The sequence below is a fragment of the Streptomyces sp. NPDC004327 genome (assembly GCF_042873935.1).
In the GTDB taxonomy this organism is placed as follows: Bacteria; Actinomycetota; Actinomycetes; order Streptomycetales; family Streptomycetaceae; genus Streptomyces.
The window spans coordinates 214,641-234,029 of record NZ_JBIAME010000006.1 but is presented as its reverse complement, the minus strand read 5'-3'; the positions used below and the strand labels follow the sequence as shown (position 1 = coordinate 234,029).

The following is a 19,389-nucleotide window of genomic DNA, read 5'->3' as shown; positions in this document are numbered from 1 at the left end:
TCGTGTCAGCCGGTAGCTGATCGCGGCCGTGGGGACTTGCCACCCCCCGCCCGCCATGGGAGAGGATGGCGGCATCCGTACGAAGGGAAGAACCCGGTGAGCATCGACCCGTCCTCGATTCCTAATTTCGGGGCCCAGCCCCAGCCGCAGGCAGGACCGGCGGGCCCCGTCGTTCCCGACCAGGACCTGGTCAAGCAGCTCCTCGAGCAGATGGAGCTGAAGTACGTCGTCGACGACGAGGGTGACCTCGCGGCGCCGTGGGAGGAATTCCGCACGTACTTCATGTTCCGCGGCGAGGGGGAGCAGCAGGTCTTCTCGGTGCGGACGTTCTACGACCGCCCGCACGCCGCCGACGACCGCGCCCGCATCCTCGACGCGATCGACGACTGGAACCGCCGCACCCTGTGGCCCAAGGTCTACACCCACCTGCACGAGGAGGAGGACGGCTCCGCCACCCTCCGTCTCATCGGTGAGGCCCAGATGCTGATCGGCACGGGCGTCGCGCTCGAGCACTTCGTGTCGTCGACGGTCAGCTGGGTGCGCGCGTCGATCGAGTTCGACAAGTGGATCGTCGAGCAGTTCGGCCTGGAGTCCCCGGAGGACAAGGAGCCCGGCGAGGGCGACGCCTCCGCCGAGTAGTCCCGGAGCCCGAGCCGCACCGGCTCACAGCGCCGCACCGCTCACAGCGCCATCCGCGCGAGCGTCAGCGCGTACGGCGCGTAGGCGAACGAGAGCCCGGCCATGCCCGTGATCACCGTGATCGCGGCGCGCGGCCGGGCTCTCGTCAGTGCGCGGGCGAGCGGCAGCAGCAGCGGGAACGCGGGCAGCAGGAAGCGCGGCTTCGACTCGAAGAAGCCGGAGCCGCCGACCGTGATGAGCACGAGCACCCCGGTGTAGACGAGGACCGGCAGCGGCGGCCGTTCGTCCGGGTCGAGCAGCAGCAGCGCGAAGAGCAGCACGCCGATCCCGGTGACGACGAGCGCCATGACGTAGCCGAACTGCGTCGGCCCCTTCAGCATGTCCCGGACGAAGTGGGCCGCGCCCGCCCCGAAGTCGAAGCGGCTCGTCCAGCCGTCCTGGACGGCGAAGTAGCCGCCGAAGAGGTCGCCGCGCCGGGCGCCGACCCACAGCAGGTACGAGGCCCAGCCGAGCGGTGCGAGCGCGGCACCAGCCCAGACGCGCCGGCCGGCCCGCCCGCGCCGCCGCCACAGTTCGAGCGCCGCGGCGGCGAGGACGGCGGCGGCGATGGCGACCCCGTTGGGCCGGGAGAGCCCGGCCAGCGCGGCGAGGGTGCCCGCCCACAGCCAGCGGCGGGTCAGCACCGCGTACAGCGCCCAGGCCGCGAAGGCCGTCATGACCGGCTCGGTGTACGCCATCGTCAGCACGAACGACGTCGGCAGCAGCGCCCAGAGCAGCACGGTCAGCGAAGCGACGCGACGCCCCGCGAGCCGCTCCGCGACCAGGTAGACGCCCCAGGCGGCCGCGCCGGCCGCCAGCCACGACAGCAGCAGCCCGGCCGTCCCGTACGCGATCGGCAGCACGCCGGTGACGGCCCGGATCAGCCCCGGATAGAGCGGGAAGAACGCCAGGTCGGACATGGGCGCGCCGTCGGGCCAGTGGAGGGTGCGGCCGTAGCCGTTGGCCGCGATGCGCAGATACCAGTCCGAGTCCCACGAGGTCGCGAGCAGCGCCCGCGGCGAACGCCCGATGTGCCACGCCCACAGCGCGAACACCAGCGTCCCGGTCAGCCGCGCGGCGGCGAACAGGCCGAGTGCGGGCGCCGCCCGGAGCAGCGCGGCCCGCAGCCGCGGCAGGGGCCGCCGGTCGGGCGCGACGGCGGGGGCGGGGGCGGCGTCGGCCGTCGGGCGGTCGATCGTCTCGGCGGACAGGGGGTACCTCCGGTGCGCGCGGGAATCCGGCCTGCTCAAGGATCTTGGATCTTGGATCCAGGAGCCCGGATCCAGGAGCCCGGATCCAGAAACCTGCATCCAAGATCCAAGATCCAAGCTTCAGAAGCCAGGATCCAGGGCCTGGATCCGATCCTGAAGACAGGCACTAGCCGACAGTCGGTTTACCCGACAATCCCGCCGCGGCGCGCGGGGGCGCGCCGCACGCGCCCCACCCGGCCCTAGCCGAGCTTCCGCAGCCGCTCCACCGCCTCCTCCAGCACCTCGGTCTTCTTGCAGAACGCGAACCGCACGAACGGCGCGCCCTCCTCGCGGTGGTCGTAGAAGACCGCGTTCGGGATGGCGACGACCCCGGCCCGTTCCGGCAGCGCCCGGCAGAAGGCGAAGCCGTCGTGCTCGCCGAGCGGGCGGATGTCGGTGGTGACGAAGTAGGTGCCGGCGGGCCGGTGGACGCCGAAGCCGGCCGCGGCCAGGCCCGCGCTCAGCAGGTCGCGCTTGGCCTGGAGCTCGGCGCGCAGGCCGTCGGTGTACGTGTCGGGCAGCCGCAGCGCCTCGGCGACCGCGTACTGGAACGGGCCGGAGGACACGTAGGTGAGGAACTGCTTCGCGGAGCGCACCGCGCTGGTCAGCTCGGGCGTCGCGGTGATCCAGCCGACCTTCCAGCCGGTGAACGAGTACGTCTTGCCGGCCGAGCCGATGGTGACGGTGCGCTCGCGCATGCCGGGCAGTGAGGCGATCGGCAGGTGCGCGGCGCCGTCGAAGACCAGGTGCTCGTACACCTCGTCGGCGACGACCAGCAGGTCGCGCTCCTGGGCGAGTTCGGCGACGGCGGTCAGCTCGGCGCGGCTGAGGACGGTGCCGGTGGGGTTGTGCGGGGTGTTGAGCAGGATCAGCCGGGTGCGGTCGGTGACCGCCGCGCGCAGCTCGTCGAGGTCGAGGACGAAGGCCCCGTCGTGCGGGCGCAGGGTGACGGGGACGCGGGTGCCGCCGGCCATGGCGATGCAGGCGGCGTACGAGTCGTAGTACGGCTCCAGGGCGATGACCTCGTCGCCCGGCTCGACGAGCGCCAGCAGCGCGGCCGCGATCGCCTCGGTGGCGCCCGCCGTGACCAGGACCTCGGTGTCGGGGTCGTACGCGAGGCCGTAGCGCCGCTGCTGGTGCTCGGCGATCGCGGAGCGCAGCTCGGGCACGCCGGGGCCGGGCGGGTACTGGTTGCCGCGGCCCTCGCGCAGGGCGCGGACGGCGGCCTCGCGGATCTCCTCCGGCCCGTCGGTGTCAGGGAAGCCCTGGCCCAGATTGATCGCGCCGGTCCGGGTGGCGAGCGCGGACATCTCGGCGAAGATCGTCGTCCCGAATTCGGCGAGCCGGCGGTTCAGCAGCGGACTGGTACCCATCGATGCTCCTCAAGGCTCGTCGTCAGGGGGCCATCCTCTGACGACGGGCGAGGAACGGACAAGCGGGCACCGGCATTTCGGCCGGGCCCGGCCGGGGGCTCAGCGCCGGCGCTGCCGGGGCACCCGGCGGGCGGTGTGGCGCGGCGAGGGGCGGCGGGCGCGGGAGGCGGCGGTGAGCTGCCGCACCAGCTGGTGCAGGCAGGCGGCCGCGGTGATCGGCGGCAGACCTGCGACGACGACGTCGACCAGGTCGACCGGGGTCCGGCACGCCTCGAAGACGCACAGCCCCGTCGCGATGCCGGAGAAGACCACCACCATGGCCCAGGCGTGGGCGAGCCGGCGCGCCTCCAGCGCGCTGCGCAGCACCGAGAGGCTGCCCACGAGCCACGGCGCGTAGACGATCGCCGGCCACAGGAGGTCGAGCCCGTGCGGCACCCGGGACTGGGCCAGGTCGCGCAGCGGGTTGTAGCAGAGCAGCCAGTCCAGGACGCAGACCCCGGTGACCGTGACGATGGTCAGCAATCCGAACAGCGAGCGGAAGAGCAGCGGCCAGGACGTCACCGGAGGCAGGTGGCGGCGCCGGGCGGGGCGCGCGGGCTCCGGCGCCGGCGGGTGCGGCACGGCGTCCAGGGACATCGTGTCGAGGGACATCATCTCGTCGAGCGGCACGGTGTGGAGCGGCATCGAATGGAGCGGCACGCCGTGGAGGGCCGCGGCGTCGTCCAGGGGCGGGTGGTGGAAGTGGAGAGGCCCGGTCCGGTCGTCGTCGGGCCAGCCGTCCCAGCCTTCGGTGGCGGGGACGCCGACGATCCCGTTCCCGTACTCGGACCAGGTGAAGGGGTCGTTCATCGACTCGTACACGCCCGACCCTCACGCCCGGCGCGGGCGAGGCCCGCCGCGAAGCCCTCTTCCAGCTGGCGGATCCGCAGCAGGAAGTCGGCCAGCAGCCGGGAGGTGTGCCGCAGCACGACCCGCTCTCCGTCGCGCGACAGATAGCCGCTGCGCATCTCTCCGGTGGCGTCCCGGCGGTCGGGCACGAACAGCCAGCCTCCGGCGGGCCAGACGGGGCCCCGGTCCGTCCGGGGCAGGACATTCGGTCGGCTCATTGCACTCATGCCCCGGTCAACGAAAAACCCCACGAACCGAATGTCCGCAATACGGGCGTCCTTTCATATTCCATTCCGGGAGTGCTCGGGAGAATTCCTCAGCGGGTCCTCGACCGGTCCACAAGAGGGCGCCCGGCAAAGACTTTATATAGTGCTCCGGCAAATTCCCCACCCCCCGGAGCGGTGGTCGTATTGTCACAACACGCCGCGCCTGCTTGGCGATTTTCCCCGGGTGGCGCGTTGGGTGGCGCACTTCGCGAGGGTGCGCTGCGCGAAAATCCGACGCCCCGTCAGGGAATATATTTGGCCAGCTTCGCAAATTCATGCTTCTCGGGTATGGTCTCTGGGCGAAATTGTGAGACGACTTCGGCGAGGGGGCTGGAATGCTCACCAGGGGCGAATACCTGGAGATGCGGGAACTGCGCCGCAAAGGCTGGTCGATCTCGGCGATCGCCCGGCACCTGGGGCGCGACCGCAAGACGGTGCGCTCCTATCTCGGCGGCGACCGGGTCGCCGGCGTGCGCAGCCCGGCGCTGGACGTGTCCCTGCTCTTCCTGCCCTACTGCCGGCAGCGGCTGGCCGACGACCCGCACCTCCTGGCCAGCCGGCTGTTCGCGGAGGTCGTCGAACTCGGCTACCCCGGCGGCTACTCCACCTTCACCCGGGCGCTGCGCCGCCATCTGCTGCGCCCGCCGTGCGCGGAATGCCGGCCCGACGCCCACCCGGACGGACCGGCGGACGTGCCGGAGGACGCCGGCCAGGAGATCCGCTTCGACTGGCTCCGGCTGCCCGCCCCGCCGCTGCGCTGGGGCTGCGGCACGCACGCGCGGCTGCTGGTCGGCACCGAGACCGCTTCGGGCCGCTGGCGCGGCGTCCTGAGCGACGGCGACGACCTCCCGCACCTGACCGAGGCGATCGACCGGACGCTGCGCCGGCTCGGCGGCACCCCCCGGCGCTGGCGGCTCGACCGCACGCCGGTCGTGTGCACCATCGCGACCGGCTGGCCGAATCCCGCCTTCGCGCAGGTGGCCCGGTACTACGGCGCGGCGGTCCGGCTCGGTCCCGCCGACCCGGCCGATCCGCCGGACGAGGCCAGGGGCGCGGCGCTGCGGGACTGGTGGAACGCGATCGGGCACGACAGCCGGCTGGCCGGCGCGCAGGACGAGCTCGACCGGCTCGCGGCCGGGCAGGAAGCCCCGGACGGCCCTCGGCCGGCCGCCCTGCCGGCGCTGCCGCCCACTCCCTTCCCCGCCTGGCTGCGGGCCCGCCGGATCGTCGGACCGCAGGGGCTCGTGCCGTACCGCGACAGCTACTACGCGGTCCAGCCCGACCTCGCCGGCTCGCGGGTGGAGGTGCACCGGCGCCTGGACAACCCGTACCTCTCGATCGCCACCCCCAAGGGCGCCGTCATCGCCCGGCACCGGCTCGCGCCGCCCGGGACGGCCCGGACGCTGGCCGACGGTGCGGGCGCGTGCGCCCTGGAGCGCCCTGTGCGCCCGGCGCACTCCCAGGGTCCCGCCTGCCGGGGCGGCCGGGGCGTCCGGCCGCCCTCCCGTCAGGCGCTGGCGGAGGCACGGGCGCTGCGCGCACGCCTGGCGGCGGACGGGGCTGTGGAAGCGGCCGTGGATGAGGCGGCCGACGAGGCGGTGGATGAGGTGGGGGACGAGGCGGCCGACGAGGCGGTGGATGAGGTGGGGGAGGAGGCGCTGGACGAGGTGGGGGATGTGAGGGGGGACGGGAGAGTGGGCGCGAGGGAGGCGGCCGGCGCCGGCCCGGAGTTCGAGGTTCCGGAACGTTCGTGAGCCGTACGCGCGGGCGAAGCTCTGGACTTGCTCAAGTGCGGGCCCGGCGCGCTTCGAGCCCGGCCGGGGCGGGAATCCCCCTCGCACAGCCACTCGGCTGATGTGCACGCTCGAACGCACGGGGGATTCACCATGGGCGCACTCATCGTCATCGGACTCGTCATTCTCGTGGTCGTCGGATTCGCGGCGGCGACCAGCGGCAGCCGGTCCCGCAAGCGGCGCAAGCGCCGGGGCGGCTGGGCGAGCGGCGGCTCCTCCTCCTCTTCCTCCTCCTCGGGCGGCGGCTGCGGCTCGTCGTCCTCCTGCGGCTCCTCTTCCTGCGGTTCGTCCGGCTGCGGCTCGGGCTGCGGCGGGGGCGGCTGCGGCGGTGGCAGCTGACGGGCGTCCGGCGGGGGACAACACGCGTCTGTCACCACTCTGTTGAGCGATTGTGGGAATCACGCGATCGATTCCGATTGAACAGTTGAACCGTGGGGCCCCCGAGGGGATGGAAACCACGCCAAGTTGGGCAAAAACGCTGCGACTCGGCCACGGTTCATGATTCCCTCGTTGTCGAGAACATCCAGCCCTCGGACCGTGTGTGGACCCGAGCCGGCGATCCCCACTCCCGGTCGAAACCCTTCACCGGGACGCCTCCGGCCCACCCGCCAACCGTGTTTGCGGAGCCGATCCATGCTCACGACCCTGAAAACCTCCTACACCGATACCCGCGCGGCCGACCTGGCCTGGGCGCTGGGGCGCGACCCGCTGCCCGCGCTCGCCGTGCTCGACCTCGAACTCGCCGGTGCCAAGCTGCAGTTGCGGCTGCTCGGCGCGTCCCATCAGGTGCTTCTCCAAGAGGAGGACCGCAGTTGCTCGGAGACCGTCGCCTGCATGCCCGGCAGCAGCACCCCGCTGCCGCTGGGCGTGTCCAAGCGGGTCGGCGAGTGGGAGTACGAGTTCGCCGCCCGCGTCGAGACCCTCACCCAGGGCTCGTTCGCGGGCCGCGCGCAGGAGTTGCTCGCACTCGTCGCCGACCATCCGCACGGCCTCGCGGGGACCTTCCCCGGCTCGCCGCACGCCTTCACCGCGATGCTGGCGCAGCGCCACGAGGGCCAGGTGCGCTGGCGCACCTGGCACGCCTACCCGCAGGAAGGGCAGTTGGTGGTGACCAGAACGCGGATCGGCGCCCGGATGCCGGCCGTGCTCTGACGGTGCCGGCGGCCGGGCGCCGCACCGTCGCCACCCTGACGCCGCACATATGCCTCGGATGCACTCGCGCGGGTGACGCTCCGCGGAACAGGTGTGACGTAGCGTTACGGGCATGATCGACCCGCCCGTGACCATGCCCCCGCCGACCGAGCGGGCCGGCGTCGCCGCGGTGCGGCGGCCCGTCCGGCCGGGCGCGGTGCGGTATCCGGTCCTGGCGACGGTCTTCGTCTGCGCCGCCTGCGGCCTGGTCTACGAACTCGAACTGGTCGCCCTGGCCTCGTACTTGATCGGCGACTCGGTCACCCAGGCGTCCGTCGTGCTGTCCGTCATGGTCTTCGCGATGGGCGTCGGCTCGTTGCTCGCCAAGCGGCTGCGCTGTCGCGCCGCCGTCGGCTTCGGCCTGGTCGAGGGCGGGCTCGCGCTGATCGGCGGCTGCTCGGCGATGGTGCTGTACGCGGCCTTCGCCTGGCTCGGCCAGGCACAGTGGGTGCTCGTGACGTTCGCGCTGGCCATCGGCGTGCTGATCGGCGCCGAGATCCCGCTCCTGATGACGCTCATCCAGCGGGCCCAGTCGGCGCGTTCGCCGTCGAGACCCGTCGCGGGAGCGCGGGTCGTCCCGGGCGGCACCCGGCGCGGGCGGGCCCGGGCGCAGCGGGATCCGTACGACGCCGCCGGGACCGTCGCCGACCTGTTCGCCGCCGACTACGTGGGCGCGCTGGTCGGCGGGCTCGCCTTCCCGTTCCTGCTGCTGCCCTGGCTGGGCCAGCTGACCGGCGCGCTGGTCACCGGCGCGGTCAACGCGGTCGCGGGCGGCACGCTCGTCCTGTGGCTGTTCCGGCACGACCTGACGGCCCGTTCGCGGGCGCTGCTCATCGGCGCGAACCTCGCCGTGCTCGCCGTCCTCGCCACCGCGACCGTCCTCGCCGGCGACTTCGAACAGGCCGCGCGGCGGGCGGTGTACGGCGACAGCGTCCGCGTCGCCCTGCGCACCGACGTCCAGGAGGTGGTGGTCACCGGCGCGCGCGGCGGGCCGCCCGACCTCTTCCTCGACGGCCGGCTGCGGGTCGGCGGCCGCGACGAGTACCGCTACCACGAGGCCCTGGTGCACCCCGCGATGAACGGCCGGCACGCGCGCGTGCTGATCCTCGGCGGCGGCGACGGGCTCGCCGCCCGCGAGGTGCTGCGCTACGGCGACGTGCGCTCCGTCACCGTCGTCGAGCTCGACCCCGGCGTCGCCCGGCTCGCCCGCACCGACCCCGACCTGGCCAGGCTCAACGGGCAGGCGTTCCGCGACCCGCGGGTGACGGTCGACTACGGCGACTCCTTCGGCTGGCTGCGCGGGCACCGCTCCGTGCAGGAACGGTACGACGTGGTGATCTCCGACCTGCCCGACCCCGGACCCGGCGGCACCGCCGGCGCCACGCTCTACTCCGAGGAGTTCTACGGGCTCGCCGCCGACGTCCTCGCCGACGGCGGCCGCCTCGTCGTCCACGCCGGCCCGGCGACCGGCCGCCCCCGTACGTACTGGACCGTCGACGCGACCCTGCGCGCCGCCGGCTTCACCACCCGCCCGTACGCCGCGGCCTCGGGCGGGGGAGCGGAGTGGGGTTTCCTGCTCGCGGCCCGGGGCGGCCGGCCGCCCGTCCTCGGCCTCGCGCCCGGCGCTCCGCGGCTCCGCTCGGTCACCGCCGCGGCCCTCACCGAGGCGGAGAGCCGCGTCGAGCGCACCCGCACCGGCGGCCCCGCCGGCCTGCCGCCGTCGACGCTGGTGCATCCGCGCTACTGACGGCGCCGCCGAGCCGCCCGGGGGCCCGCAAACAGGCGACGAGCGGGCCCCGGCTGAGTAGGCTCGGCTCCCATGGAGCATGAGGTGTTCGTCCCGGTCCCGGCCGAGGTCCTGCGCGCCACGCTGACGGACCCCGCGCGGGTCGCACGCTGCGTGCCCGGCTTCCAGCAGGACGCGGACGCGGCGGCCGGGCCGCTCGCGGGCCGGCTGAAGGTCCGGGTCGGCGGCAACACCATCACCTACCGCGGCACCCTCACGATCTCGGAGCGCGACGGCGGCACGGGCTTCGCCGTCGCGGGCGAGGGCACCGAGGTCCGCGGCAAGGGCACGGCGTCGATCGCGCTGGCGCTGACCCTCACCCCGGTGGCCGAGGGCACCACCATCCGCTTCAGCGGCGCGGTGCGGGCGGCCGGACGGCTCGCCGACGCCGACGCGGCGGCCCGCGGCACGGTGGGCGCGCGGCTGCTCGACCGCTTCGCGGAGGCGCTGGTCGCGGTCGCGGACGTGGAGGCCGAGATGGCCGCGGCGGAAGCGGCCGAGCACGACGAGCACCCCGAGCACGACGAGCACCCCGAGCACGACGAGCACGACGAGGGCGAGGAGAGGGCGGAGCCGGAGGAGCCGGAGGAGCCGGAGGAGCGCACCTCGGTGTTCGACACGCCCGTGCCGCCGCCGTCCCTCGATCCGCTCGCCGACGAGGACTTCGAGGCGCCCGCCACCGGTCAGCCCGCCGAGGCCGCGCACGCCCGGCGCACCATGATCGGCCGCAGCGCCGAGGAGGTCGACCACGCCCCGCCGCGCGGCCGCTACGCCCCGGTGCCCGCCGCCGAGTCCTCCGGCGCCGGCGCCAGCCTGCGCTGGATCGCCCCCGCCGCCGCGCTCGCCCTCGCCTCCGCCGTCGTCGTCACCCGCGCCCTGCGCCGCCGCCGCTGAGCCGATGCGCCCGCCGAGCCGATGTGCCCGCCGAGCCGCTGAAACGCTTCCGCCCGGCAGGAGATCGCCTAGGGTCGGACCGTGAGCAATCTGACGCGACTGACGGCCGGTGACGCCGAGCTGACCATCGACCCCGAGCACGGCTGCCGCATCACCGGGCTGCGCGTCGGGGGCACCGAACTGCTGCTCCAGGGCGCGCACTTCGGTTGCTTCGTGATGGCGCCCTGGGCGGGCCGGACCGAGAACGCCCGCTTCCGCAACGGCGCGACCACCCATGAACTCCCCGTCAGCGAGCACGCCGCCCCGCACGCCATCCACGGCACCGTCCGCGACCTCCCGTGGAAGACCGCCCACGTCACCGACACCGCGGCCGCGTTCACCTCCGAACTCGGCTCGCCCTGGCCGTACGCGGGGAAGGTCACCCAGATCGTCGAGCTGGGCGAGGGCTCGCTCACGCTCACCCTCGGCGTCGAGACCGCGTCCGACTCCTTCCCGGCGCAGGCCGGCTGGCACCCCTGGTTCCGGCGCTCGCTCGGCGGCGCGGACGTCGAGCTCGGCTTCCACCCGGCCTGGCAGGAGGAGCGCGGCGCGAACCACATCCCGACCGGCCGCCGCATCGACCCGACCCCGCGCCCCTGGGACGACTGCTTCGGCATGCCGGACGGCGTCGACGTCACCCTCACCTGGCCCGGGCAGCTGGAGCTGCGGATCACCAGCCGGGCCGAGTACGTCGTCGTCTACGACGAGCCCGAGGACGCCGTCTGCGTCGAGCCGCAGACCGGCCCCCCGAACGGCCTCAACACCCTCCCGCGCCTGGTCACGCCCATCGACCCGCTGGAGGTCTCGACGACCTGGACCTGGCGCCGCCTGTGAGCGGCGGGCCCGAGGGCAGGCCCTAAGCTCGTGAGCATGACTGACGTACGCGCTGAGCTGCTCCAGCAGATCAAGGACAAGGCCGTGGTGCACGGCAAGGTGACCCTCTCCTCGGGTCTTGAGGCCGACTACTACGTGGACCTTCGCCGGATCACGCTCGACGGCGCGGCCTCCCCGCTCGTCGGCCAGGTCATGCTCGAACTGACCAAGGAGCTGGAGTTCGACGCGGTCGGCGGTCTGACCCTGGGCGCCGACCCGGTCGCCACCGCGATGCTGCACGCCTCCGCCGCGCGCGGCGCCCGCCTGGACGCCTTCGTGGTCCGCAAGGCCGCCAAGGCGCACGGCATGCAGCGCCAGGTGGAGGGCCCGGACATCAAGGGCCGCCGCGTCCTGATCGTCGAGGACACCTCGACCACCGGCGGCTCGCCGCTGACCGCCGTCGAGGCGGCCCGCGCGGCCGGCGCCGAGGTCGTGGCCGTCGCCACGATCGTGGACCGGGCGACGGGCGCGGGCGAGAAGATCGCCGAGACCGCGGGCGTGCCGTACCTGTACGCGTACGCGCTGGACGAGCTGGGCCTGGCGTAACCGCCGCGAAGTCGTGACGTAGCTTCCGGGCCGGTCGCGCATCGGCTCTGACCTGCGGTTTTGCGAGAAGGCGGGGTGTTTCACGTGAAACACCCCGCCTTATCCATGCCGTGCCCGTGGGACCCCGGACCGGAGTCTGGAAGGATGGGGGGCGACGATGACGTCGCCCCCCAGGTCAGGGACAAGCAACGCACCTACCCGCACATCACAAGGAGCGGACGAATGCCCATCGCAACCCCCGAGGTCTACAACGAGATGCTCGACCGGGCGAAGGCAGGCAAGTTCGCCTACCCGGCCATCAACGTCACCTCGTCCCAGACCCTCCACGCCGCCCTGCGCGGCTTCGCGGAGGCCGAGAGCGACGGCATCATCCAGATCTCGACCGGTGGCGCCGAGTTCCTGGGCGGCCAGTACAACAAGGACATGGTCACGGGCGCCGTCGCCCTGGCCGAGTTCGCGCACATCGTCGCGGCGAAGTACGACATCACGGTCGCGCTGCACACGGACCACTGCCCGAAGGACAAGCTGGACGGCTACGTCCGCCCGCTGCTCGACATCTCCGCCGAGCGCGTGGCCCGTGGCGAGAACCCGCTGTTCCAGTCGCACATGTGGGACGGCTCCGCCGAGACCCTGGCCGACAACCTGGCCATCGGCCAGGAGCTGCTCGCCAAGGCCGCCGCCGCCAAGATCATCCTTGAGGTCGAGATCACCCCGACCGGTGGCGAGGAGGACGGCGTCACCCACGAGATCAACGACGAGCTGTACACCTCCGTCGACGACGCCATCCGCACCGCCGAGGCCCTGGGCCTGGGCGAGAAGGGCCGCTACCTGCTGGCCGCGTCCTTCGGCAACGTCCACGGCGTCTACAAGCCGGGCAACGTCGTGCTCCGCCCCGAGCTGCTCAAGGACCTCCAGGCGGGTGTCGCCGAGAAGTTCGGCAAGGTCTCCCCGTTCGACTTCGTCTTCCACGGCGGCTCCGGCTCGACCGCCGAGGAGATCGCCACCGCGCTCGACAACGGCGTGGTGAAGATGAACCTCGACACCGACACCCAGTACGCCTTCACGCGTCCGGTGGCGGACCACATGTTCAAGAACTACGACGGTGTCCTGAAGGTCGACGGCGAGGTCGGCAAGAAGTCCACCTACGACCCGCGCACCTGGGGCAAGCTCGCCGAGGCGGGCATGGCCAAGCGCGTCACCGAGGCGTGCGCGGCGCTGCGCTCGACCGGTACGAAGCTGAAGTAAGCGCCACAGGCGCTGTTCGTCGGGCCCGGCACCACGAGAGTGGTGCCGGGCCCGACGGCGTTTGCCGTCCCGGCTGCGCGGCCGGGCGGATCGCGGGACGATGCAGGCATGGTCAACGCGGAAGGAGCCGCCGCGGCGCCGGGCGCCGGGATCCGGCTCGCCTCCGGGACCGGGCGGTGGGTCGTCTTCACCACCGTGCTCGGCTCGGCGATGGCACTGCTCGACTCCACCGTCGTCAACGTCGCCCTGCCGCACATCGGCGAGGATCTCGGCGCCGACATCGGTGCCCTGCAGTGGACCGTCAACGCCTACATGGTCACGCTCGCCGGGCTGATCCTGCTCGGCGGCTCGCTCGGCGACCGGTACGGGCGGCGGCGGATCTTCGTCATCGGCGTGGTGTGGTTCGCGGCGGCCTCGCTGCTGTGCGGGCTCGCCCCGAGCGCGGGCATCCTCGTCGCCTCCCGAGCCCTCCAGGGTGTCGGCGGCGCCCTGCTCACGCCCGGTTCGCTCGCGCTGATCCAGGCCAGCTTCCACGCCGACGACCGGGCGAAGGCGGTCGGGCTGTGGTCCGGTTTCGGGGGCGTCGGCGCGGCGATCGGGCCGTTCGTGGGCGGCTGGCTGGTCGACGGGCCCGGCTGGCGGTGGGTGTTCCTGCTGAACGTGCCGCTCGCGCTCGTCTGCGTGCCGGTGGCCCTGCGGCACGTCCCCGAGTCCCGCGACACCGCCGCGCACGGCCGCTTCGACGTGCTCGGCGCGGCGCTCGGCGCGCTGGCGCTGGCCCTCGTCACCTACGCGCTGATCGCGCGGGTGTGGTGGGCCGGTGCGGCGGGCCTCGCGACCGGCGCGGGCTTCGTGTGGGTGGAGCGGCACCGCGGCGAGCGGGCCATGGTGCCGCCGTCGATCTTCCGCTCGCGGATGTTCACCTCGGTCAACCTGGTCACCCTGTGCGTGTACGCGGCGTTCAGCGGCTTCTTCTTCCTGGCCGCGCTCCAGCTCCAGGTGGTCTCCGGCTACTCGGCGCTCGCCGCCGGAACGGCCATGCTGCCCACGACCGTGCTGATGCTGCTGCTCTCGGCGAAGTCCGGCGAGCTCGGCGAGAAGACCGGGCCGCGGCTGCCGCTGACGGTCGGGCCGCTGCTGTGCGCCGCCGGGATGCTGCTGATGCTGCGGGTCGGCGAGGCCCCCTCGTACGTCGCGGACGTGCTGCCCGCGATGGTCGTCCTCGGCCTCGGCATGACCACGCTGGTCGCGCCGCTCACGGCCACCGTGCTCGCCTCCGTCGACGTCTCCCGGGCCGGGCTCGCCAGCGGCATCAACAACGCGGCCGCGCGCGCGGCGGGCCTCGTCGCGGTCGCCGCACTGCCGCTGCTCGTGGACATGGGCCCGGAGGCGTACCGCTCGGCGACGGAGTTCGACGCCGCCTTCGACCGGGCGATGCCGATCCTCGCGGGCGTCCTGGTCGCGGGCGCGGTCCTGGCCTGGCTCACCCTGCGCACCCCGGCCGAGGTGCGCCCCGCCGGCTGCCACCCCGAGTGCAAGGTCCACTGCGGGGTGGGCGCGCCACCGCTGGACCCGGGGGCGAAGCGGGGCGAGCGCGCCTGAGCCCTACGCGGGCCGCGCGCGCGGGCGCTCGCCGCCGGCGGCCGTGCCGTCGTGGGCGGTGGCCCGGCCTCGGGCCGGGCCGGGTACCCGCCCGCACCGCTGAACGAACAGGGGTGCGGGCGTCCCCGTGCCGGCCGCTCGCCGCGGCCTGCCGCTAGCCGCTGCCGGCCGCGGGCCGGTGCCAGGTCCTAGCGGTGCAGCTCCGTGTACGCCTCTTCGCTGCTGTCGCGCAGGAACTGCCAGCAGCGCTCCTGCTCGTCCTTCTCCTCGATGTCGCCCGCGGCGCGGGCCAGGGCGGCCAGGCAGCGGAGGAAGCCGCGGTTGGGGCGGTGGGACCACGGGACGGGGCCGTGGCCCTTCCAGCCGGCGCGGCGCAGCGCGTCGAGGCCGCGGTGGTAGCCGGTGCGGGCGTAGGCGTAGGACTCGACGACGCGGCCGGACTCGTAGGCGTCGTCGGCGAGCATGGCCCAGGCGAGGGAGAAGGTGGGGTGCTTGCGGGCGACCTCGACGGGGGCGAGGGACTCCTCGGCGAGAAGACGGTAGGCGTCCTCGTTCTCCGGGAGGAGCGTCGGGCCGGGGCCGCCGAGCAGGTTCTGGTGGGTGTGCGTCGTCATGAGGGCAGTCTGCCACCGGCCTGTCGGATCGCCGTCAGATCCGGCCCCGCCGCCGCTCCGGGCGCGCGGCCGCGCGCGAGGATCTCGGAACCCCCGTCTCCGTTCCGCCGTCCTGAGGGTGGGGACACCTGTTCGAAGGTGTACGTGGGTGGGGCGAGGGGGCTCTGGTGGGGCGACGGCGAGCGGTGCGGCGGCGCGGGTGGCCGTTGCTGTGTCTGGTCCTGGCGGTGCTCGGGTGCGTGGCCGCGGCCGCCCACTACCAGGGCCGGGACACCGCGGCCGCACCCGCCGCCCCGGGCCCGGGGCGCACGACGGCGCCACCGGCCGGCACCACCGCGCCACCGGCCGGGACGACGGCGCCACCGGCCGGGGCGACGGCGCCGACCACGCCGCCGGCGCGGGCCGCGACGCCCGGATCCACGCGCGGGCCCGCTCCGGAGAAGGCGCACGACAAGAAGCCCCGCGTCCCGCGGTCCGGCCCCGGCACCTTCACCACCGCCCGGGCCACCGGCGCCCCCGTCGGCTCCGGCGGCACCCTGCGCCGCTACCGCGTCCAGGTCGAGGACGGCGTCGACGTCTCCGCCCGCGAGGCCGCCGAGGAGATCCAGCGGATCCTGGCGCATCCGCGGGGCTGGGCCGCGCACGGCCGGGGCCGCTTCCAGCTGGTCACCGACCACGCCGACTTCGTCATCCGGATCGCGACCCCGGACACCGCCGACCGGCTCTGCGCGGCCAACGGCATGAACACGCACGGCGAGCTGAACTGCGAGACGTCCGCCGGTGTCGTGGTCAACCTGAAGCGGTGGATGCTGGGCTCGCCGACCTTCGCCGGACCGCCCGCCGAGTACCGGAACCTGATCATCAACCACGAGGTCGGACACGAGCTCGGCATCCGCCGGCACCTCGGCTGCGCGGGGCCCGGGCGGGCCGCGCCGGTGATGATGCAGCAGATCAAGGGCCTGGACGGCTGTCATTCGAACGCGTATCCGTATGACGAAGAGGGGATCTACATCACCGGTCCGGTCGTGTCATGATGCGCTTGGGAGGGCGTGCGACGAAGCGCGCCTCCCGAGGGGACCGGGGCTCCCGTGCCGGATGGGCCGGAGGAGAGGAGCGGACCGCTACCCGGTGTTACGTATCGAGGAGACAGAAATGTCCACCTTCCCCGATGCCCCCGGAGCCGGTGCGGTCGCCGACGCAGTCGCCGACACGCCGAACCTCGACTTCGCGGGCACGACACCGTACGAGGACTACGTCCAGGCGGACGTCCTCACCCACCTCCAGCACCTGCGCTCCGACGATCCGGGCGAGATGGTCTTCCTGGTCACCACCCAGGTCATGGAGCTGTGGTTCACCGTGATCGTCCACGAGTGGGAGACCGCGAGCCACGCCCTGCGCCGGGACGACGTGCCCGTCGCGATGGACGCGCTCAAGCGCTCCGTGCGCGAGCTCGAAGCCCTCAACCACTCGTGGCGGCCGCTCGCCCAGCTCACCCCCGCCCAGTTCAACGCCTACCGCGGCGCGCTCGGCGAGGGCTCCGGCTTCCAGTCGGCGATGTACCGGCGGATGGAGTTCCTGCTCGGCGAGAAGTCGGCGTCCATGCTGGTGCCGCACCGCGGCGCGCCCCGCGTCCACGCCGAGCTGGAGAAGGCGCTCCAGGAGCCCAGCCTGTACGACGAGACGCTGCGGCTGCTCGCCCGGCGCGGGCTGCCCGTGCCGGCCGCGGTCCTCGACCGCGATCCGGCGCTGCGCTACGAGCCCTCCGCGGAGGTCGAGCGGATCTGGGCCGGGATCTACGCCGACGCCGACCAGAACGCCGAACTCGTCCGCCTCGGCGAGGCGCTCAGCGACGTCGCCGAACTGGTCTGGCGATGGCGCAACGACCACCTGGTCGCCACCCGGCGCGCGATGGGCGCGAAGACCGGCACCGGCGGCTCGGCGGGCGTGGCCTGGCTGGAGAAGCGGGCGCAGAAGAACGTGTTCCCCGAGCTGTGGACGGCGCGCAGCCATGTCTGAGATCTCCCGCACCCACGCCGAGCGCGCCCAGGCGCTCGACGCCGCCGACGAGCTGGCCAAGCACCGCGAGAAGTTCGCCCTCGACGACGACGTCGTCTACCTCGACGGCAACTCGCTCGGCGCGCTGCCCGCGCACGTGCCGGCCCGCATGGCCGATGTCATCACCCGCGAGTGGGGCGAGCTGCGCATCCGCTCCTGGGACGAGTCCGGCTGGTGGACCGCGCCCGAGCGGATCGGCGACCGGATCGCCCCGATCGTCGGTGCCGCCGCCGGGCAGATCGTGGTCGGCGACTCGACCAGCGTGAACGTCTTCAAGGCGGTCGTCGCGGGCACGCGGCTGGCCGGCGACGGACGCGACGAGATCCTCGTCGACGCGACGACCTTTCCCACGGACGGGTACATCGCCGAGTCCGCCGCGCGCCTCACGGGTCACCGGATCGTGCCCCTCGACCCGGCCGACATGGCGGGCGCGGTGACCGACCGGACGGCCCTCGCGCTGGTCAACCACGTCGACTACCGCAGCGGCCGGCTCCGGGACCTGCCCGGTCTCACCGCCGCCCTCCACGAGGCGGGCGCGCTCGCCGTCTGGGACCTGTGCCACAGCGCGGGCGCGCTGCCCGTCGGCCTCGACGCGCACGGCGTGGACCTGGCGGTCGGCTGCACGTACAAGTACCTCAACGGCGGCCCCGGCGCGCCCGCGTACCTGTACGTCGCCGAGCGCCACCAGGGTCGCTTCGACTCGCCGCTGCCCGGCTGGAACTCGCACGCCGACCCCTTCGGCATGACCCCGGGCTACCGGGCCGCCGAAGGCGCGCTGCGCGGCCGGGTCGGCACGCCCGACATCCTGTCGATGCTGGCCCTGGAGGCCGCCCTCGACGTGTGGGACGGCGTCGCGGTCGAGGCCGTGCGCGCCAAGTCGCTGGCCCTGACGGACTTCTTCCTGGAGTGCGTGCGGGCCTACGTCCCGGCGGGCCGGGTCGAGTCCGTGACGCCCGCGGCGCACGCGGAGCGGGGCAGTCAGGTCGCGCTGCGCTGCGCCGGGGCGCCGGACGTGATGGCGGAGCTGATCCGCCGCGGAGTGGTCGGCGACCTGCGTCGTCCGGACATCCTGCGGTTCGGTTTCACGCCGCTGTACGTCGGCTTCGCGGACGCCGAGCGGGCGGCGCGGGTGCTCGCCGACGTCCTCTCCTCCGACGACGGCCGATGATCGGTTGATCACCTGATCTGCGGGGGCCGTACTCCTGATACGGTCCCCGCAGGTCAGGCCAATCGGCCTGGTTCCAGGAGAGGTTGGAAGCAGCATGCCGGACCCCGCCGCGCGCGACGCCGCCGAAGAAGCATCGGCCTTCTCGCACCCGGCCGTCGCCCCGGACGCCTCCGCCGCGTACGGCGCGCACCCCGATCAGGTCGTCGACTTCTACGCGCCGCGCGACGGGCGCACGGGCGTGCCGCTCGTCGTCGCCCTGCACGGCGGCGCCTGGCGGGCGGCGTACGACCGGCGGCATCTGACCCCGTTCGTGGACTTCCTCGCCCGGCGCGGCTTCGCCGTGGCCAGCGTCGAGTACCGGCGCGGCGGCGACGGCGAGGGCGTCGCCGGGCGCTGGCCCGACACCTTCGACGACGTGGCCGCGGCGCTCGACGCGGTCGCCGGCCTGGCCGCCGAGCACCTTCCGCAGGCCGATCCGCGCCGTCTCGTCCTCACCGGCCACTCCGCCGGCGGCCACCTCGCCCTGTGGGCCGCCGCCCGGCACGTCCTGCCCGCCGGCTCCCCGTGGCGCCTGCCGGCCCCGCCGGCCCTGCGCGGTGTCGTCGCGCTCGCGCCGATCGCGCACTTCGAGCGGGCGGCCGAGCTGGACGTCTGCGGCGGTGCGACGACCCAACTCCTCGGCGGGGAAGCGGACTTCAAGGCCCGGGCGGCCTTCGCCGACCCGGCCGTGCTGCTCCCCACCGGCATCGCCACGACCGTCGTCCAGGGCCGCGCCGACATCGTCGTCCCGCCGGCCGTGGCGGAGGCGTACGTGGACGCGGCGGCCAGGGCGGGCGAGACCGTCGGCTTCACGCTCCTGGAGGACGTCGGCCACTTCCCGCTGATCGACCCCGTGGCGGACGCGTGCGCGGTGGTGGCGGAGGAGATCGCCCAGCTGGCCTGGTGACGGTGACCGGTGACGCGTGACCGGTGGCGGGTGCCCTGGTGACGAGTGCCGGTGACGGGTGCCCGGTGAAGGGTGGCCTGGTGCCTGGTGCCTGGTGACGGGTGGCCGCGGGTAGTACTCAAGGCGGACCCCGAAGGATCCGCATCCAGCCGGACGACCCGCGCCCGGCCCGCCCGTACGGT

General features: G+C 73.9%; 19 protein-coding genes. 14 read left to right on the top strand and 5 right to left on the bottom strand.

Annotation, left to right across the window (positions count from 1 at the left end; genetic code table 11):
* Positions 1 to 96: 96 nt before the first annotated feature.
* On the top strand, positions 97 to 639 hold the full coding sequence (locus ACFYU9_RS21795) for a YbjN domain-containing protein (RefSeq protein WP_389211090.1): 543 nt from the start codon (positions 97 to 99) through the stop codon (positions 637 to 639).
* A 41-nt stretch (positions 640 to 680) separates the two neighbouring features.
* Here the strand turns inward: ACFYU9_RS21795 and ACFYU9_RS21790 are convergent, their stop codons facing one another.
* The 4 genes from ACFYU9_RS21790 to ACFYU9_RS21775 all read right to left on the bottom strand — a co-directional run bounded on the left by ACFYU9_RS21790 (position 681) and on the right by ACFYU9_RS21775 (position 4,407).
* Positions 681 to 1,814 (bottom strand): glycosyltransferase family 39 protein, encoded by a 1,134-nt coding sequence (locus ACFYU9_RS21790; RefSeq protein ID WP_389345906.1) that lies wholly within the window; start codon positions 1,812 to 1,814, stop codon positions 681 to 683.
* Between the two features lie 314 nt (positions 1,815 to 2,128).
* Complete coding sequence (locus tag ACFYU9_RS21785; protein WP_389345748.1) at positions 2,129 to 3,301, bottom strand: pyridoxal phosphate-dependent aminotransferase; 1,173 nt, start codon at positions 3,299 to 3,301, stop codon at positions 2,129 to 2,131.
* A 99-nt stretch (positions 3,302 to 3,400) separates the two neighbouring features.
* On the bottom strand, positions 3,401 to 4,162 hold the full coding sequence (locus ACFYU9_RS21780) for a hypothetical protein (RefSeq protein ID WP_389211093.1): 762 nt from the start codon (positions 4,160 to 4,162) through the stop codon (positions 3,401 to 3,403).
* The gene (locus tag ACFYU9_RS21775; protein WP_389211095.1) at positions 4,147 to 4,407 is read right to left on the bottom strand and encodes a hypothetical protein; all 261 of its coding nucleotides are present in this window, start codon (positions 4,405 to 4,407) and stop codon (positions 4,147 to 4,149) included. Before ACFYU9_RS21775 ends, ACFYU9_RS21780 begins: the two co-directional genes overlap by 16 nt.
* A gap of 383 nt (positions 4,408 to 4,790) precedes the next feature.
* On the opposite strand from ACFYU9_RS21775, the gene ACFYU9_RS21770 reads away from it, so the two are divergent.
* The 9 genes from ACFYU9_RS21770 (at position 4,791) to ACFYU9_RS21730 (ending at position 14,424) form a co-directional block, all read left to right on the top strand.
* A complete protein-coding gene (locus ACFYU9_RS21770) occupies positions 4,791 to 6,209 on the top strand; it encodes an IS21 family transposase (RefSeq protein WP_389345747.1) in 1,419 nt (472 codons plus the stop codon).
* A 132-nt stretch (positions 6,210 to 6,341) separates the two neighbouring features.
* A complete protein-coding gene (locus tag ACFYU9_RS21765; RefSeq protein WP_389345746.1) occupies positions 6,342 to 6,587 on the top strand; it encodes a hypothetical protein in 246 nt (81 codons plus the stop codon).
* A gap of 294 nt (positions 6,588 to 6,881) precedes the next feature.
* Positions 6,882 to 7,400: a DUF2617 family protein gene (locus tag ACFYU9_RS21760; RefSeq protein ID WP_389211100.1), complete on the top strand. Its 519-nt coding sequence runs from the start codon at positions 6,882 to 6,884 to the stop codon at positions 7,398 to 7,400.
* 112 nt (positions 7,401 to 7,512) lie between these two features.
* Positions 7,513 to 9,186, top strand: a complete 1,674-nt coding sequence (locus ACFYU9_RS21755; protein ID WP_389211102.1) for a spermidine synthase — start codon at positions 7,513 to 7,515, stop codon at positions 9,184 to 9,186.
* 72 nt (positions 9,187 to 9,258) lie between these two features.
* Complete coding sequence (locus ACFYU9_RS21750) at positions 9,259 to 10,119, top strand: SRPBCC family protein (RefSeq protein WP_389345745.1); 861 nt, start codon at positions 9,259 to 9,261, stop codon at positions 10,117 to 10,119.
* A gap of 81 nt (positions 10,120 to 10,200) precedes the next feature.
* Positions 10,201 to 10,992: an aldose 1-epimerase gene (locus tag ACFYU9_RS21745; protein WP_389211105.1), complete on the top strand. Its 792-nt coding sequence runs from the start codon at positions 10,201 to 10,203 to the stop codon at positions 10,990 to 10,992.
* Positions 10,993 to 11,028: 36 nt separating this feature from the next.
* The gene (gene pyrE / locus ACFYU9_RS21740; RefSeq protein WP_389211107.1) at positions 11,029 to 11,577 is read left to right on the top strand and encodes an orotate phosphoribosyltransferase; all 549 of its coding nucleotides are present in this window, start codon (positions 11,029 to 11,031) and stop codon (positions 11,575 to 11,577) included.
* Positions 11,578 to 11,799: 222 nt separating this feature from the next.
* Positions 11,800 to 12,822, top strand: coding sequence for a class II fructose-bisphosphate aldolase (gene fbaA, locus ACFYU9_RS21735; protein ID WP_389211109.1), 1,023 nt, complete (start codon positions 11,800 to 11,802; stop codon positions 12,820 to 12,822).
* 108 nt (positions 12,823 to 12,930) lie between these two features.
* Positions 12,931 to 14,424 carry an MFS transporter gene (locus ACFYU9_RS21730; RefSeq protein ID WP_389211111.1) on the top strand — a complete coding sequence of 498 codons (1,494 nt, stop codon included), beginning with the start codon at positions 12,931 to 12,933 and terminating at the stop codon, positions 14,422 to 14,424.
* 188 nt (positions 14,425 to 14,612) lie between these two features.
* On the opposite strand, the gene ACFYU9_RS21725 is transcribed toward ACFYU9_RS21730, so the two are convergent.
* A complete protein-coding gene (locus ACFYU9_RS21725) occupies positions 14,613 to 15,038 on the bottom strand; it encodes a DUF3151 domain-containing protein (protein WP_389211112.1) in 426 nt (141 codons plus the stop codon).
* Between the two features lie 167 nt (positions 15,039 to 15,205).
* Between ACFYU9_RS21725 and ACFYU9_RS21720 the strand changes: the two genes are divergently transcribed.
* From ACFYU9_RS21720 to ACFYU9_RS21705, 4 genes are all read left to right on the top strand, one after another.
* Positions 15,206 to 16,072 carry a DUF3152 domain-containing protein gene (locus ACFYU9_RS21720; protein ID WP_389345743.1) on the top strand — a complete coding sequence of 289 codons (867 nt, stop codon included), beginning with the start codon at positions 15,206 to 15,208 and terminating at the stop codon, positions 16,070 to 16,072.
* Between the two features lie 118 nt (positions 16,073 to 16,190).
* On the top strand, positions 16,191 to 17,054 hold the full coding sequence (locus ACFYU9_RS21715; protein ID WP_389211116.1) for a tryptophan 2,3-dioxygenase family protein: 864 nt from the start codon (positions 16,191 to 16,193) through the stop codon (positions 17,052 to 17,054).
* Positions 17,047 to 18,261 (top strand): kynureninase, encoded by a 1,215-nt coding sequence (kynU, locus tag ACFYU9_RS21710; RefSeq protein ID WP_389211118.1) that lies wholly within the window; start codon positions 17,047 to 17,049, stop codon positions 18,259 to 18,261. The genes ACFYU9_RS21715 and kynU overlap by 8 nt, the downstream gene beginning before the upstream one ends.
* Positions 18,262 to 18,355: 94 nt before the next feature.
* On the top strand, positions 18,356 to 19,207 hold the full coding sequence (locus tag ACFYU9_RS21705) for an alpha/beta hydrolase family protein (RefSeq protein WP_389345742.1): 852 nt from the start codon (positions 18,356 to 18,358) through the stop codon (positions 19,205 to 19,207).
* Positions 19,208 to 19,389 lie beyond the last annotated feature (182 nt).

Excerpts from the sequence above, each read along its gene's own strand:
- ACFYU9_RS21785 (WP_389345748.1), bottom strand. The coding sequence starts at position 3,301 with ATGGGTACCAGTCCGCTGCTGAACCGCCGGCTCGCCGAATTCGGGACG.
- ACFYU9_RS21775 (WP_389211095.1), bottom strand. The coding sequence starts at position 4,407 with ATGAGCCGACCGAATGTCCTGCCCCGGACGGACCGGGGCCCCGTCTGG.
- ACFYU9_RS21770 (WP_389345747.1), top strand. The coding sequence starts at position 4,791 with ATGCTCACCAGGGGCGAATACCTGGAGATGCGGGAACTGCGCCGCAAA.
- ACFYU9_RS21765 (WP_389345746.1), top strand. The coding sequence starts at position 6,342 with ATGGGCGCACTCATCGTCATCGGACTCGTCATTCTCGTGGTCGTCGGA.
- ACFYU9_RS21760 (WP_389211100.1), top strand. The coding sequence starts at position 6,882 with ATGCTCACGACCCTGAAAACCTCCTACACCGATACCCGCGCGGCCGAC.
- ACFYU9_RS21755 (WP_389211102.1), top strand. The coding sequence starts at position 7,513 with ATGATCGACCCGCCCGTGACCATGCCCCCGCCGACCGAGCGGGCCGGC.
- ACFYU9_RS21750 (WP_389345745.1), top strand. The coding sequence starts at position 9,259 with ATGGAGCATGAGGTGTTCGTCCCGGTCCCGGCCGAGGTCCTGCGCGCC.
- pyrE (WP_389211107.1), top strand. The coding sequence starts at position 11,029 with ATGACTGACGTACGCGCTGAGCTGCTCCAGCAGATCAAGGACAAGGCC.
- fbaA (WP_389211109.1), top strand. The coding sequence starts at position 11,800 with ATGCCCATCGCAACCCCCGAGGTCTACAACGAGATGCTCGACCGGGCG.
- ACFYU9_RS21730 (WP_389211111.1), top strand. The coding sequence starts at position 12,931 with ATGGTCAACGCGGAAGGAGCCGCCGCGGCGCCGGGCGCCGGGATCCGG.
- ACFYU9_RS21725 (WP_389211112.1), bottom strand. The coding sequence starts at position 15,038 with ATGACGACGCACACCCACCAGAACCTGCTCGGCGGCCCCGGCCCGACG.
- ACFYU9_RS21715 (WP_389211116.1), top strand. The coding sequence starts at position 16,191 with ATGTCCACCTTCCCCGATGCCCCCGGAGCCGGTGCGGTCGCCGACGCA.
- kynU (WP_389211118.1), top strand. The coding sequence starts at position 17,047 with ATGTCTGAGATCTCCCGCACCCACGCCGAGCGCGCCCAGGCGCTCGAC.
- ACFYU9_RS21705 (WP_389345742.1), top strand. The coding sequence starts at position 18,356 with ATGCCGGACCCCGCCGCGCGCGACGCCGCCGAAGAAGCATCGGCCTTC.